13 protein-coding genes are annotated in these 13585 nt (G+C 68.3%); 5 read left to right on the plus strand and 8 right to left on the minus strand.

Annotated elements, in window-relative coordinates; translation table 11 throughout:
• Nucleotides 1-3: 3 nt before the first annotated feature.
• Nucleotides 4-945: a hydroxymethylglutaryl-CoA lyase gene (locus AAHB17_RS13250; protein ID WP_342131071.1), complete on the minus strand. Its 942-nt coding sequence runs from the start codon at nt 943-945 to the stop codon at nt 4-6.
• A gap of 126 nt (nt 946-1071) precedes the next feature.
• Here AAHB17_RS13250 and AAHB17_RS13255 point away from each other — a divergent pair, with 126 nt between their 5' ends.
• Nucleotides 1072-1977, plus strand: a complete 906-nt coding sequence (locus AAHB17_RS13255; RefSeq protein WP_342131072.1) for a LysR substrate-binding domain-containing protein — start codon at nt 1072-1074, stop codon at nt 1975-1977.
• A 228-nt stretch (nt 1978-2205) separates the two neighbouring features.
• Here AAHB17_RS13255 and AAHB17_RS13260 read toward each other — a convergent pair whose 3' ends face one another.
• Genes AAHB17_RS13260 through AAHB17_RS13285 form a run of 6 tightly spaced genes read right to left on the minus strand, consistent with a single transcriptional unit; the run spans nt 2206 to nt 8182 of the window.
• The gene (locus AAHB17_RS13260; RefSeq protein ID WP_342131073.1) at nt 2206-3510 is read right to left on the minus strand and encodes a four-carbon acid sugar kinase family protein; all 1305 of its coding nucleotides are present in this window, start codon (nt 3508-3510) and stop codon (nt 2206-2208) included.
• Nucleotides 3511-3526: 16 nt separating this feature from the next.
• Complete coding sequence (locus AAHB17_RS13265; protein WP_342131075.1) at nt 3527-4804, minus strand: RuBisCO large subunit C-terminal-like domain-containing protein; 1278 nt, start codon at nt 4802-4804, stop codon at nt 3527-3529.
• Nucleotides 4804-5346, minus strand: a complete 543-nt coding sequence (locus AAHB17_RS13270) for a VOC family protein (RefSeq protein ID WP_342131077.1) — start codon at nt 5344-5346, stop codon at nt 4804-4806. Before AAHB17_RS13270 ends, AAHB17_RS13265 begins: the two co-directional genes overlap by 1 nt.
• A 9-nt stretch (nt 5347-5355) precedes the next feature.
• The gene (locus AAHB17_RS13275; protein WP_342131079.1) at nt 5356-6636 is read right to left on the minus strand and encodes a TRAP transporter large permease; all 1281 of its coding nucleotides are present in this window, start codon (nt 6634-6636) and stop codon (nt 5356-5358) included.
• Nucleotides 6630-7172 (minus strand): TRAP transporter small permease, encoded by a 543-nt coding sequence (locus AAHB17_RS13280; protein ID WP_342131080.1) that lies wholly within the window; start codon nt 7170-7172, stop codon nt 6630-6632. The genes AAHB17_RS13275 and AAHB17_RS13280 overlap by 7 nt, the downstream gene beginning before the upstream one ends.
• Entirely contained in the window at nt 7172-8182 is a 1011-nt protein-coding gene (locus tag AAHB17_RS13285) for a TRAP transporter substrate-binding protein (protein ID WP_342131081.1), read from the minus strand. Before AAHB17_RS13285 ends, AAHB17_RS13280 begins: the two co-directional genes overlap by 1 nt.
• A 109-nt stretch (nt 8183-8291) precedes the next feature.
• Between AAHB17_RS13285 and AAHB17_RS13290 the strand changes: the two genes are divergently transcribed.
• Nucleotides 8292-9329: a LacI family DNA-binding transcriptional regulator gene (locus AAHB17_RS13290; protein WP_342131082.1), complete on the plus strand. Its 1038-nt coding sequence runs from the start codon at nt 8292-8294 to the stop codon at nt 9327-9329.
• 23 nt (nt 9330-9352) lie between these two features.
• On the opposite strand, the gene AAHB17_RS13295 is transcribed toward AAHB17_RS13290, so the two are convergent.
• Nucleotides 9353-10303 carry a LysR family transcriptional regulator gene (locus AAHB17_RS13295; protein WP_342131084.1) on the minus strand — a complete coding sequence of 317 codons (951 nt, stop codon included), beginning with the start codon at nt 10301-10303 and terminating at the stop codon, nt 9353-9355.
• Between the two features lie 100 nt (nt 10304-10403).
• Between AAHB17_RS13295 and AAHB17_RS13300 the strand changes: the two genes are divergently transcribed.
• Genes AAHB17_RS13300 through AAHB17_RS13310 form a run of 3 tightly spaced genes read left to right on the plus strand, consistent with a single transcriptional unit; the run spans nt 10404 to nt 13388 of the window.
• Entirely contained in the window at nt 10404-11072 is a 669-nt protein-coding gene (locus AAHB17_RS13300) for an RraA family protein (protein WP_342131085.1), read from the plus strand.
• Nucleotides 11069-12430 (plus strand): amidase, encoded by a 1362-nt coding sequence (locus AAHB17_RS13305; protein WP_342131086.1) that lies wholly within the window; start codon nt 11069-11071, stop codon nt 12428-12430. Before AAHB17_RS13300 ends, AAHB17_RS13305 begins: the two co-directional genes overlap by 4 nt.
• 1 nt (nt 12431) lies before the next feature.
• Nucleotides 12432-13388, plus strand: a complete 957-nt coding sequence (locus tag AAHB17_RS13310; protein ID WP_342131087.1) for a Bug family tripartite tricarboxylate transporter substrate binding protein — start codon at nt 12432-12434, stop codon at nt 13386-13388.
• Nucleotides 13389-13585 lie beyond the last annotated feature (197 nt).

Here is a 13585-nt window from a genome sequence, read left to right on the forward strand (position 1 = left end):
AATTCAGATGGCCGCTTGTGCGGCGTTTTGTCCGGTCCTGGGCAGGCCGGCACGCCACAGCGCGCCGTGGGTGGGTTCGCCTTGCAGCCAGCCAGCCACCTTGGCGCGCAGGTCCAGCAGGGCCTGGGTGTCGATGCCGGTGTCGACACCACAGGCGGACAGCATGAAGGCCAGGTCCTCGGTGGCGGCGTTGCCGCTGGCGCCGGGCGCGTGCGGGCACCCACCGATGCCGGCCAGCGAGGCGTCGAAGCGGGTCACGCCCACCTGCAGCGCGGCGTACACGTTGGCCAGCGCCAGGCCACGCGTGTCGTGGAAGTGGCCGCAGCAGAAGCGGTCGCCCGCGAGCTTCATGGCCTGCTCGAACAGCTCGGCCACCGCGCGTGGGTGGGCATAACCCACGGTGTCGGCCAGGCTCACGCGGTCGGCGCCGGCGTCCAGCAAGGCCATCATCAGGCGCAGCACCTCGGCGGGTTGAACCTCGCCTTGCAGGGTGCAGCCAAAGGCCGTGCCCACGCCACCTTCGATCAAGGTCTTGCTGCCCGAGGCGTCGCGGGCGGCGCGCATGCGGCCCATCTCGGCCACCACCTCGTCGGGTGTCTTGCGCAGGTTGGCCAGGCTGTGGGCGTGGCTGGCCGACAGGGGCAGCAGCATGAGGTCGGCGCCACATTCCAGGGCCCGTTCGGCGCCCTTGAGGTTGGGCACCAGCACGCTGGCGACCAGGCCCGGCAAGGTCTTGGCATGGGCCAGCACCTCTGCGGTGTCGGCCAGTTGCGGCAGCAGGCGGGCCGGCACGAAGGAGCCGACCTCGATCTCGCGCTGGCCGGCGGCAAAGGCGGCGTCTATCCAATCGCATTTGCGCGCGGTGGGCAGCACGGTCTGGATGCTTTGCAGGCCGTCGCGCAGGCCGACTTCGCGGATCACAGCTTGAGAGGGGAGGGAGGCCATGGAGTGGTGCGTTGGGTGAGGGTGTTCAGGGGGTGGCTATGAGTCTATGATTTCCATGCAAAACATCCAGTGATGGTTTGGAAGCGTTCGAATTCCATTTCGGAAAATGAAATACGGGTTAACCCCATGAGAGATCTGGACCTCAAGACACTGCGCCTGCTGGTGGCGGTGGTGGACGCCGGCAACATGAAGGACGCCGCAGCGGCGGAGCACATCGAACCCTCGGCCATCAGCAAACGCATCGCCCAGTTGGAGGACGCGCTGGGCACGCCGGTGCTGGTGCGCGGGCGCAAGGGCGCCGCGCCCACGCCGGCTGGGATGGCGCTGCTGGAGCACGCGCGCACCCTGCTGTTCACCCTGGAACGCATCGAGGCCGACATGGCCGCCTTCAAGGGCGGCATCAAGGGCCAGGTGCGGGTGGTGGCGAGTGCTTCGGCCATCGCCGAATCGCTGCTCGACGACTTGGCGCACTTCATGCGCGAGCCCGATCACGCCGACATCAAGGTCGACATCGAGGAGCGCTTCTCCAAGGACGTGGTGGCCATGGTGCGCGACGGCGTGGTGTCGCTGGGCGTGTGCTGGGAAAACGCCGACTTCCGAGGTCTGGAGTCGCGGCCCTACCGCCGTGACGAGCTGTCGCTCGCGGTGCCAGTCGACCACCCGCTGGCCAGGCGCGAGGCGGTGCATTTCGAGGAAACGCTGGACTTCGACCATGTGGGCCTGCCGCCCAGCACCGCCGTCTACACCATGCTGCACCGCGCAGCGACCAAGGTGGGGCGGGGTCTGAGCTATCGGGTGGTGGTGTCCAACTTCGACGCCGCCTTCCGTGTGGTGGGCGCCGGCCTGGGCATCAGCGTGGTGCCGCGCGAGGTGGCCGGCATTTATGTCTCGGCCGGCCAGGTGCGGCTGGTGCCTTTGCTCAACGACTGGGCGCAGCGCCGCTTCGCCATCTGCTACCGCCGCCAGGGCGACCTGACGCCCGCAGCCGAGCGCCTGCTTGATTACCTGTCCCAGCAGGCCGTGAACGGTTGACGTGGATGCGGCGGGGCATCCCCGGCCGCTCTCTGGCCGCAGCCGCGCCAACGCGCCCGGTTCTGGACAGCCGTCCCGAGCGGCTCACCACCTGACGAAGCGAAGCGCCGCGATCAATACGACATCAGGCCTCAAGGAGCTGGTTGGCGCGCGCCAGGTGAAGCCGCTGGCGATCAAGGCGGAGTGAGCGGTCCGGCCCAGCCGCCATGGCGTGGGCGGGCAGGCCCATCAATGGCCCGTGCCCCGCAACAAGCGCCCGAACACATCCGGCGGCCCCATCTGGCCGCCCTTGAGCATGAGCTCCACGCCGTCGAGTCCGGGCTGGTCGGCGTGGACGCGCAGCAGTGGCACACCGGGCGCCAGTGACCCGGCCCAGCGCAAAGCCCAGGGCGCCAGGTGGCGCAGCGCGAAGCTGGAGGTGTCGCCACCGGCCACGCCCACGCGGCGCACCTGGGGCGCGCCTTGCAGCACACCTTGCAGCAGCCGGCCACAGAAGGCAGCGACGTCGGCTGGCGCGGCGCTGTCTGGGCGAGGCGCGGCCGTGCGCGCCATCACCGAATGGCCTTGGTTGAGCAGGGCCACACAGTGCGCGGCGAGGCTGTCGATGGCCGTGCTGCCCAAATCGCTGGGTGAGGTGGGAATGGTGACCGCCGTGTAGTCACCGGCGCTGGCCTGCACCTGCGCGGCCGTCACGGGCGAGAGGCTGCCGACCATCAGGAACACCGGGGTGGAGGCTGGCGCGACGATCGATGCTGGGGGGGGATGGGCCGCGGCGTCGCGTGGCCAGCAGGCGATCAGGGCCTGCGCGACGCTGCTGGCGCCCAGTGCCAGCAGGGGGTGCTGTGCGGCACGTTGCCACAGCAGACGGCCGATGCGTTCGAGGTGGGTCTCGTGGGTGGCGTCGAACAGCACCGCGTCGGGTGCCTTGGCCAGCTGCGCATCGAGCGCCTGGTCCAGCACCTCGTCGCAGGCGGAGTCGAGCGCGCGCAGGTCGATGGCGCCGGTGCGCGTCAGGCCCTGTGCCGCCAGGTGCACGCGCAGATCGGCTTCTCCCATGGGGGTGACCGGGTGGTGGCTCATGGTCGGGTGGTGGTCGATGCGGAAGACCTCGCCACCCGCCGAGGCCGTGGCGTACAGCTGGCCAAAGGCGCAAAAGCGCCCCAGGCTGGGTTGACCGCCAACGATGGGAACCCAGCGGTGCTGGCCATCGAAGCGCAGGGCCTGGAGGCCCACGGCCAGGTTGCCCACGTGGGGGGCGCTGTCGAAGGTCGAGCAGCACTTGTAGTGTGTGACGGTGGGGCGCAGCCGCGTGAACAGGGCGCGCACGCCAGCCAGTTCCTCGCGCATGGCCGCCGGTGCCAATGCGCGTGCGGTGCCGGCCACGCCGAGAGCGTCCAACGGGCCCATGCGATCCAACTGATCGACGGTGGGAACCTGCGGGAACAGGGCGGCCCGCAGGCCGGCGGCCGACAACGTGGCCAAGGTGTCCGAAGCGCCGGTGAAATCGTCACCGTACCAGGCCAGCCGCAGCATGTCTGTCAGGCCCGCTTCAATCGGGCTTGGGCCCGAAAAAATCGAGCGCGGCCTGCAAGGCCGGGGCTTGCGCAGCGGCATCGGCCAGCCGGGTACCGGCCGACCAAGCCGCCCAGGCCTGGCGAATGCTGGCCACGCCGGCGGCCGGGCCCAGGGGGTGGGCCAGGATGCCGCCGCCACACATGAACAACAGGTCGCCGCTGGGCACGGTGTCCAGTGTCTGGGGCAGGGTGCCGGCCCATTGGCCCGAGCTGAAGGCGGGCATCACGATATCGCCTGTGTCGCAGGGGTCGGCGAGGGGTGTCAGGCAGTCGCGTGCGGACACGATCACCTCGTTGTTGTCCTGGGCGAACTTGCCGTCCAGTCCATGCACGTGCATGTGGTCGACGCCGGTCAGGCGCCACAAGGCGGCATAGGCCTGGAAGGCCACGCCCAGGGCCGGGTGACGCGCCCACATGCCATAGCCGTTGCGGTGGCCGTGCAGGATCAGGTCGCATTCGCGGCGCAGTGTCTGTACCGACGACGGGCCGGTCCAGTTCATGGACACCATGGCGCAGGTGCCACCCTCGCTTTGCAGCAGCTCGGCGTGGCGCAGCATGGCATCGTGCTCGTCGCTGATGTTGATGGCCACGATCACCTGTTTGCCGGTGGCGTCACGGTGGGCACGCACGGCGGCCATCACCGCGCGGATGCGGTCGGCCACGGGGGCGTGTTCGGCGTCGCCGCAGCACTCGTCGTCCTTGATGAAGTCCACGCCCGCGCGGCACAGGTCGGCCACCAGGGCGCCGGTTTCGGCGGCGCTCAGGCCCACGTTGGGCTTGATGATGGTGCCCACCAGCGGGCCGGCGGGCACGCCGGCGGCGGCGCGGGTGCCGGGGACGCCGTGGCGCGGTCGCTCGAAGCGGTCTCGGAAGGCGCGGGGCAGCGCCAGCGCTTCCAGCCGCATACCGGTGGTTTCGCCCAGGTCGAACAGGTTGCCGGCCACCGTGGCCCACAGCGTGGGCAGGTTGTGGCCGATGTTGGCGGTGGGGAAGTCCACCGTGATTCGGGCGCGCCGCCACGGCCCGCTGGGTGGATGACGTTGCAGCCAGGCGCTGGGCAGGCTCGGCGCGGACAGGGGAGGCAGCTCTTCCAGCGTGCTGACCGTGGCGCGTGAGCGTTGGCGCAGCGCGTCGGTCTCGCCGGCCACGCGCACGAAGGTCCCGCTGCTTTGTTCGCCGGCCAGCACCTCGGCCACACCGGCCGGGTCCAGTGGCGTCTCGATCAGGTAGGTGGCGCGCAGGGTGTCGTTCATCACAGCTTGGACAGGTCGGGGAAGGGCCGCACCGGGTTCTTGCCGTCCCAGTTGACCGAGGCTTCACGGATCAGGGTGAACATGCGGCCCTTGGGGCCGGCCACTTCGGACAACTCGATGGTGGTGCCGGGCAGGGCACCCCGGTCCTCGAAGTAGACAAAGCGGCCGTTGGCGCCCACCTCGCCGCCCATGCAGACGGTGAAGCCGGCGGCCTCGGCGCGGGCCAGGTCGGCATCGAAGTCCTCCGTCCAGTAGGCCACGTGCTGCACGCCCCGGTGGCCGGCCTGGGTGAAGTCGCGGTACATCGATGGCACGTCGTTGCGGGTTTGCAGCAGCTCGATCTGCAGCGAACCGGCGTTGGCCAGGGCCACCGAGTTGTGGGGCTCGTAGCTCGCACCCCGGTAGTGGTAGTTGCGGATGGGCACACGCGGGTTGTAGAACCAGGGCCCCACGCCCAGCACCTCGGACCAGTGCGCCATCGCGGCCTCGATGTCGGGCACGATGTAGGCCACCTGGCGGATCTCACCAAAAAATCGGCTCATGGTTGTCTCTCACTTCAGCATCAGGTTGGGCAGCCAGGTGGAGGCCGCGGGGACGAAGGTGACGGCCGCCAGCGACAGCAGCAGGCAGACGATCCAGGGGATGGCGGCGCGGATCACACGTTCGACCGGCATGCCGGCCACGCTGCTCACCATGTACAGGCTCATGCCCACCGGCGGCGTGAGCAGGCCGATCATCAGGTTGAGCACCACCACCACACCCAGGTGCACCGGGTCCACGCCGGCGGCGGCCAGGGCCGGCACGATGATGGGGGTGAGAATCAGGATGGCCGCGATGGTCTCCATGATCATGCCGACGACCAGCAACAGCAGGTTGACGATGATCAGCAGCATCCAAGGGTCCCTGGACAGCGACAGCAGCAGATCGGCGGCCTTGGTCGGCACCTGGTCGATGGTCAGCACCCAGGCGAACAGCGCGGCGGCGCCGACGATGAACATCACCCCGGCGGTGGACCGGGTCGTTTCGCGCAAGGCCTCGACAAAGCCCTTCCAGGTGAGCGCGCGGTAGAAGAACATGCCCACCAACAGGGCGTAGACCACGGTCACGGCGGCGGCCTCGGTCTCGCCAAAGATGCCCAGCAGGATGCCACCGATCAGCACCACCGGCGCCAGCAGCGCGGGCGTGGCGAACCACAGCCGCTGCATGAACACCTGGCGGCTGACGGTGATGGTGTCGCGCGGCAGGCCCTCGCGGCGGGCCACCCACCACACCATGCCCATCAGGAACAGCATGATGATCAGCGAAGGGATGATGCCGGCGATCAGCACCTTGACCGGCGAAATCTCGGCCGCCATGGCAAAGATCACCAGCGGGATGGACGGCGGGAAGATGGGCCCCAGCGTGGCGGCCGCCATGCAGATGCCGGCCGAGAAGTGGTCCTTGTAGCCCTGCTCGCGCATCATGTCGATCTGGATGCGGCCCAGCGCGCCGATGTCGGCCAGCGCCGCGCCCGACACGCCCGAGAACACCAGGTGGGTCAACACCGTCACATAGCCCAGGCCGCCACGTATGCGTCCGATCACCATGCGGATGAAATCGAACAGCTGTGCGGTGAGCCCGGTGACGTTGAACAGCGCGGCGGCCAGGATGAACATGGGCACGGCCAGCAGGGTGGTCGAGTCCAGCGAGTTGACGATGCGCTGCGCCACCACGGCCAAGGGCATGTCGAACCACCAAAGCGCGGCGGCCGAGCCCAGGCCCAGGGCGATGGCCACCGGCGCGCCGGTCAGCAGCAGCACGAAGAAAAGCACGATGGCGGTCAGACTCAGCATGGCCGTGCCTCCCCGGCCCGGGCCTCTTTGCCACGCAGGATGCCGATGACGCGGTCCAGCGCCACCAGTGTGGTCAGCACCATGCCGGCGATGGCGGGCATGTAGTACCAGAGGTTGGGGATGGACAGCGCGGGCGTCGAGAAACGCGCGGCACGCTGCATGAACCACCAGCACGACACCAGGAACAACACGCAGAAGGCGAAGGTGGCGAGTTCGTTGAACACCGCCAGCACGCGCCGGGGCAGGCCACGGCTGCGGGTGAACAGCATGTCGACCTTGACATGGGCGTCCTGCGCCAGCAGCAGCGGCACGGTCAGGAAGATCAGGCCCAGGCCCGCGTATTTGGCGATCTCGCCGGCGCCGGGCAGTCCGAGATTGAACAGGCCTCGGGCGAAGACCTCGACCATGATGGCACTGGTGGTCACCACCACCAGCACCATCGCGGCCCATTCGAACACGCGGCACAGCGGCACCAGCAAGGGGCGCAGCGGCCCCGCCGGCACCAGCGGACCGGCCTGTGGGGAGCCCTCGGACATCAGCGAACCGCCTCGATGGTCTTGTACAGCTCGCCGTATTTGGCGCCGAACTTCTGGTCCACCGCCTTGCGCACCGACGATTGAAAGGCAGCCAGGTTCAGCCCTTCCGCCGGGCCGACCACGGTCATCTTCATCTTCTTGAGTTCCTCTGTCTCGGCGGCTTCCTGGCCACGCACCATGTCGGTCGCCTTGCGGCGCACCTCGGCGGCGGCGGCGGACAGTTGCTCGCGCTGCGCCGCCGACAGGCCTTGCCAGGCGCGTTCGTTGATCACGATCACCTGGGCGTTCATGATGTGGCCGGTCAGCATCATGTGCGACTGGGTCTCGTACAGCTTGGACGACAACACCACGTTGACCGGGTTCTCCTGGCCATTGACCTTGCCGGTGGCCAGCGCCGTGGGCACCTCGGACCAGTCCACCGGCACCGGCACGGCGCCCATGGACTCCACTGTCGTCATGTAGATCGGGAAGGGAATGGCGCGTATCTTCTGTCCCGCCAGGTCGCTGGGCTGCTTGACCACCTTGTTCGTGGTGAGGTGGCGGGTGCCGAAGTAATAGGCGTAGAGCACGCGCACGCCGGCGTCCTTGACCAGGCCGTCGTTGAGTTTCTTCATCACCGGCGAGTTGACGTCCATCACCTTCATCAGGTGGTCCACATCGCGGTAGAGGTAAGGCGTGTCAAGTGCCGCGAAGGGCTCGTGCAGCGAGCCGATGCCGGCGGCGGTGTTGTGCGACAGTGCGATGGTGCCGGTGGACACGGCCTCGGCCAGCTCCTGCAGCTTGCCCAGTTGCGAGGACGGGTAGACGGTGAGCTTGATGCCACCGTTGGTGCGCTTGGCCACTTCCTCGGCCAGCCATTGCGCCTGCATGCCGGCGGCACTGCCCGGTGGATTCATGTGGCCGTAGCGCCATTCGATGGTTTTCTGGGCCTGCGCCGGCAGCGCAAATGCGCCAGCGGCGGCCAGGGCGAGCAGCGAACGGCGGGTGAACCCGGGAAGGGATGGCCACATGATTTGTCTCCAGGCTGATTTGTGATGGTTTCTGATGCGATGGCTTGCATCTGATCGGAGCTTAGATTCAAATGCCTCGACGATCAATTGATGTGCATGATGGTTTTTGATGGAATCAACCAGTCGCAGCCGCATTCCTGACATCGCCCGCGAGGCCGGCGTGTCCACCGCCACCGTGGACCGGGTGTTGCACGGGCGGGTGCCGGTCAAACCGGCCACCGCGCAGCGTGTGCTCAAGGCGGCCGCCGAGCTGCGCTACCTGCCCGACGCAGACCTGTGGCGCAGCTTGCGCCCTCCACCCATGTCGCTGGTTTTTCTGTTGCCGGCCGGCACCAACCGCTACCTGCGCATGCTGGGTGACAGCATCGCTGGCGCGCACGATGCGCTGGTGCCCTACCACGTGCAATGCCGGGTCCACTACATCGACAGCTTTGATCCCGCGCGTGTGGCGGCCGCGTTGCGGCGCCACGCGCGCGACGCGCAGGGACTGGCCTTCATGGCGCTGGAGCATCCGCGCGTGCGCGACGCGGTCGATGAGTTGACCGAGCGTGGCGTGCACGTGCTGACCCTGATCTCGGACCTCGCCCAGTCCCGGCGCGAGGCCTATGTGGGCATGGACAACCGCGCGGCCGGCCGCACGGCGGCCACGCTCATCGGCCGCTTCCTGGGGCCGCGCACCGGCTCGGTGGCCATGATCGCCGGCTCGTTGGCCTACCGTGGCCACGAGGAGCGCGAGATGGGCTTCCTGCGCCTGATGCAGGAGGCCTTTCCCGCGCTGAAGGTGGTGGGCGTGCGCGAGGGCCTGGACGATGCCGACACCAACCACCGTCTCACGGTGGGACTGCTCAAGCAGTACCCTGACCTGGTGGGGCTGTACAACATCGGCGGCGGTGCAGAAGGGGTGGGTCGGGCGTTGAAGGCCCATCGGCGCGAGCCCCAATCCACCGTGTTCGTGGCCCATGGCCTGACCCCCGACACCCGCGCGCTGCTCATCGACGGCACCCTGGACGCGGTGATCACGCAGCACCCGCAGACGGTGCTGCTCAATGCCGTGCGGATCTTCACCAACCTGCGCGACGGCCGCAGCGCCAACGCCGGCGTGGAGCCGGTGCGCATCAGCATCGTGCTGCGCGAGAACCTGCCCTGAGCCGTTAGACCGTCAACACGTTCTCAGACCCCATCGACGTCTGGTGACGAGGCCTCGGCGCCATCCAGGCCGGTGAAGGTGTGGAAGAAGCCGGCGGCGCGCAGGTTGCGCAGGGAGATGTCCAGGATGCGCGCCGTTGTTTCGCTGCGGTGGTGCGCCAGGTACGAAAAGTAGTAGGGCACCAGCGGCACTTCGGGCTTGGCACGCAGCACCTTCATGGCCTTGGCCGCGACGTGGGGTCGCGCGATGGAGGCGGGCAGCATGGCGATCGCGTGGCCGGACAGCACCAGGGACACCATGAGCGACAGCGAATTGCAGGCGCTGTAATCCTCGAAGTCGTAGCCGTCGGAGGCCAGCCAGCGCGACGCGGACGCGTGCAAGGTCGACGGTGGCGCGTTGGAGACGATGCGGTGGTTGAGCGCGTGGGCGGGCAGGAAGTCGTCCTCGGGCAGCAGCAGGTCGTCGGCGGCGACCCATTGGTGTTCGGTGAGGCCGATGAACTGGCTGGTGACATCCGGCTGGGTGCTTTGCCCGGTGTGCAGCGCGGCATCCAGTTCGTGGTTGTTGATCTTCTGCAGCAGCTGGCCGCCACCGCCAACGGTCAGGTCGACCCGCAGCGCCGGGTAGCTTTCCTTGATGTCCTTGAGGATCTGCGGCATGCCGACGGTGGCGCAGGATTCGTCGACGCCCATGCGGATCAGGCCGGTGATGGTCCGGCGCAGGTCCAGCCGCGCCATGTCCTGGGCCGATGACATCACCCGCTCGGCATACACCAGCACGTTGCGGCCGAGGTCGGTCACCAGCAGGCGCTGGTTCTGGCGCTCGAACAGCTGGATGCCCAGTTCCTCTTCCAGGTCGCGGATGCGGTGCGAGATGGCCGGCTGCGTCAGGTGCAGGTGGCGGGCCGCCGCATGCACCGTGCCCAGGCGCGCGGTCCACACAAACGCCTCCAGTTGCTGCAGCGTGAATCTCATTGATAAACAACCTGTATTAACGGTCCTGAGAATTTCTCAATATCGGCGGAGCGGGCATTTACCTACGATGGCCACCATTCAACAAGGACGATATACCAAAATGAATGGCATTGAATTGGGCCACCTGCCCCCGCCCGGCGATCCGGAATTGCTCGCGCTGCTGCATGCGGTGGAGCCCGCGACGGTGGGCCATTTCCACGATCGGGGCTTCCTGGACCGGCGGCTGAAGGCCGTGGCCGGCGTGACGCGCAGCGTCGGCGTCGCCGTCACGGTGCGCTGCGAGGGCGCCGACGGCTCCATCCTGCACCATGCCCTGGGGCAACTGCGCCCGGGCGACTTCCTGGTGGTGGACCGCGCGGGCGACGACGCGATCGCCTGCCTGGGCGGCGCCAGCGCGTTGGCGGCCCGCCTGGCGGGCGCCGCGGGGGTGGTGGTCGACGGCTGCGTGACCGACATCGCGGAATTGCGGCAGATCGGGTTGCCGGTGTGGGCCTCGGGCTTGAGCGCCCGCACCACCCGCACGCACGGCAAGGTGGGCAGTTTCTGCCGGCCGGTGGAGTGTGGTGGGGTGCTTGTCCGTCCGGGCGATCTGGTCCTGGCGGACGAGAACGGCATCCTCGTCATGGCGCGGGACGAGGCCCGGGGCCTGGCGGAGAAGGCCATCGTGCTGCAGCAGGCGGAGCAGCGGACCTTGCGTCGGCTGCGGGCCGGCGAGACCTATCCTCAGGTGCTGGGCACCGTGCTGCGCGGCCAGGAGGTGCTGGCATGACACTCACCCGCCAAACCACGCCGCCGGCGTTTCCGCCGATCGCGGACCTGGCCCGGGCCCTGCGCGCCGGCACCACCAGCGCGGTGGAACTCACCCGCGAATGCCTGCGCCGCATCGCGGCCCATGACGGCCATTTCCACAGCTTCCTCGCGCTCCATGAGGCGGAGGCCCTGGCCGCCGCCGCGCAGGCTGACCAGGACATTCGCGCCGGGCGCTGGCGCGGTCCGCTGCATGGGATTCCCATGGCGCTCAAAGACCTGGTGGATGTGCAAGGCAAGCCGACCACCGCCGGCTCGCCGCTGCTGCGCGACAACATCGCTCCGCGCGACGCGGTCATCGTCGAGCGCATCCGCGCTGCCGGCGGCATCGTCATCGGCAAGACGCACATGGTGCAGTTCGCGCTGGGGGCCTGGGGCACCAACCCGGACATGGGCACCCCACGCAATCCGGCCGGCGCGGCCGAGGACACGCTGGTGCCGGGTGGCTCCAGCAGCGGTTCGGCGGTGGCCGTGGCCGCCCACCTCGTGCCCTGGGCCGTGGGGTCGGACACCGGTGGCTCGGTGCGCGTGCCGGCGGCGTTCTGCGGCATCGTCGGATTCAAGCCCACCATCGACGCGCTGCCGCGCAAAGGTGTCTACCCGCTCAGCGACAGCCTGGACAGCCTGGGGGTGTTCACCTTGTCGGTCGAGGATGCGGCGCAATGTTTCCAGGCCCTGGGCGTGGGCGCGCCAGGGCAGGGGGGGCGCCGCATCGGCTACCTGCAGGCCGATGAACTCACGCCGCTGGAGCCGGCGGTGGCGCGGTGCCTGGCACACAACCTGCAAGCGCTGGAGCGGGCGGGCTTCACCCTGGTGCCCTTCCGTTTTCCCGCCGCCCTGGCGGCGTTCAAAGACGTGACGAATGCCATCATGATTGCCGAAGGAGCGGCGGTCAACGACCGCTTCCTCGACGATCCGGCGCTGCCGATGGACCCGTCGGTGCGGCCCCGGCTGATCGCGGCGCGGTCGACAACGGCGGTGCAATACCTGCAGGCGCAGGCCCTGGCGACGCAATGGCAAGGCCGGTTTGCCGCCGAGATGGAGCGGCTGGACCTGAGCGCCATCGCCATGCCCGTCACCGCCGGTCCGGCGCCCGAGGCAGCGGCGGTGGACCATGGGCTGGCGCCCGTGCATTTCACCCGGCCGGTCAACCTGCTCGCCCTGTGTGGCATATCGCTGCCAGCGGGCGAGGACGACCGGGGCCGACCGATCGGGCTGCAGCTGGTTGGCCGCGCAGGCCACGACCATGCCTTGCTCGACGTTGCCGCCCAGGTCGCGCCAGCACTGCGTTCCTTCCATTCCCTGTCCCCGGAGGTTTGACATGCTCAGGAAACTGCTCACTCTTCTTCTCGTGTGCGCCACCCAATGCGCCCTGGCACAGGATTATCCCGACAAGCCGGTCAAGCTCATCGTGCCGTTTCCGCCGGGCGGCAGTGTGGACCTGGTGGCGCGGCTGGTGGCCAAAAGCCTGCAGGACACGCTGAAGCAACCCTTTCTGGTGGACAACAAGCCGGGGGCGTCCGGCAACATCGGGGCGGCCTACGTGGCCAGCGCCGCCCCGGACGGTTACACGCTGCTGGTGGGCAGCGCGGGGGTGTTCGCGGCCAACCCGTTCCTGTATGCCAACCCGCCCTTCGATCCACAAAAGGTCTTCACGCCCATCATGCGGATCGTGGACCAGCCCAACCTCCTGGTGGTCACGCCGCAGTCGCCCGTGCGCAGCGTCAAGGACCTGGTCGCCTTGGCCAAGGCGCGGCCAGGAAAGATCAGCTTTGGCAGCGCCAGCGTGGGCTCCGCCCAGCATTTCTCGACCGAAATCTTCATGCAACAGGCCGGTGTGGCACTGCTGCATGTGCCCTACAAGGGCGGGGCGCCAGCGCTCACCGATCTCATGGGCGGGCAGATCGACATGCTGTTCGACACCTCGCCGACGTCGCTCCCCTACGTCAAAAGCGGCAAGCTGCGCGCGCTGGCCATCACCAGCAGCCAGCGCTCGCCCTTGCTCCCGGATGTGCCGACCATGAAGGAGGCGGGCTTGCCCGCGTTCGAGGTGGTGACCTGGACCGGCATCGCCGCGCCGGCTGGCACGCCCAGGCCGGTCATCGACAAGATCCATGCCGCGATCAAGGCCGCGCTGCGGGGTGACCTCAGCCGGCAGTTGGCCGAGACCTCGCTCATTCCGGTGGGTGATTCACCCGACGCTTTCCGCGAATTCATCCGCAAGGATTCGGAAGCTTATGCGGCCTTGGTCAAATCGGCCAATATCGCGCCGCAATAACACGTGAATTGACGCCTGAAGGCCCCTGATGGGGCCAACCATCCATTGAATTCGAATATCCGGGGAACGCCGCGTTTATTGACGCGGCGTTCCCCGTTGTCTTTTCTGGGGTATTGAGTTTGGGCCCGTGCCGGTGGTGCGCCGGGACTTGATAGATTCTGCTGATCTGCCGTGATGCGAATTATTCGCTATCTGTC

This window comes from Hydrogenophaga sp. OTU3427, from assembly GCF_038440225.1.
Classification (GTDB): Bacteria; Pseudomonadota; Gammaproteobacteria; order Burkholderiales; family Burkholderiaceae_C; genus Hydrogenophaga.

Excerpts from the sequence above, each read along its gene's own strand:
- AAHB17_RS13250 (WP_342131071.1), bottom strand. The coding sequence starts at position 945 with ATGGCCTCCCTCCCCTCTCAAGCTGTGATCCGCGAAGTCGGCCTGCGC.
- AAHB17_RS13255 (WP_342131072.1), top strand. The coding sequence starts at position 1,072 with ATGAGAGATCTGGACCTCAAGACACTGCGCCTGCTGGTGGCGGTGGTG.
- AAHB17_RS13260 (WP_342131073.1), bottom strand. The coding sequence starts at position 3,510 with ATGCTGCGGCTGGCCTGGTACGGTGACGATTTCACCGGCGCTTCGGAC.
- AAHB17_RS13265 (WP_342131075.1), bottom strand. The coding sequence starts at position 4,804 with ATGAACGACACCCTGCGCGCCACCTACCTGATCGAGACGCCACTGGAC.
- AAHB17_RS13270 (WP_342131077.1), bottom strand. The coding sequence starts at position 5,346 with ATGAGCCGATTTTTTGGTGAGATCCGCCAGGTGGCCTACATCGTGCCC.
- AAHB17_RS13275 (WP_342131079.1), bottom strand. The coding sequence starts at position 6,636 with ATGCTGAGTCTGACCGCCATCGTGCTTTTCTTCGTGCTGCTGCTGACC.
- AAHB17_RS13280 (WP_342131080.1), bottom strand. The coding sequence starts at position 7,172 with ATGTCCGAGGGCTCCCCACAGGCCGGTCCGCTGGTGCCGGCGGGGCCG.
- AAHB17_RS13285 (WP_342131081.1), bottom strand. The coding sequence starts at position 8,182 with ATGTGGCCATCCCTTCCCGGGTTCACCCGCCGTTCGCTGCTCGCCCTG.
- AAHB17_RS13290 (WP_342131082.1), top strand. The coding sequence starts at position 8,292 with ATGGAATCAACCAGTCGCAGCCGCATTCCTGACATCGCCCGCGAGGCC.
- AAHB17_RS13295 (WP_342131084.1), bottom strand. The coding sequence starts at position 10,303 with ATGAGATTCACGCTGCAGCAACTGGAGGCGTTTGTGTGGACCGCGCGC.
- AAHB17_RS13300 (WP_342131085.1), top strand. The coding sequence starts at position 10,404 with ATGAATGGCATTGAATTGGGCCACCTGCCCCCGCCCGGCGATCCGGAA.
- AAHB17_RS13305 (WP_342131086.1), top strand. The coding sequence starts at position 11,069 with ATGACACTCACCCGCCAAACCACGCCGCCGGCGTTTCCGCCGATCGCG.
- AAHB17_RS13310 (WP_342131087.1), top strand. The coding sequence starts at position 12,432 with ATGCTCAGGAAACTGCTCACTCTTCTTCTCGTGTGCGCCACCCAATGC.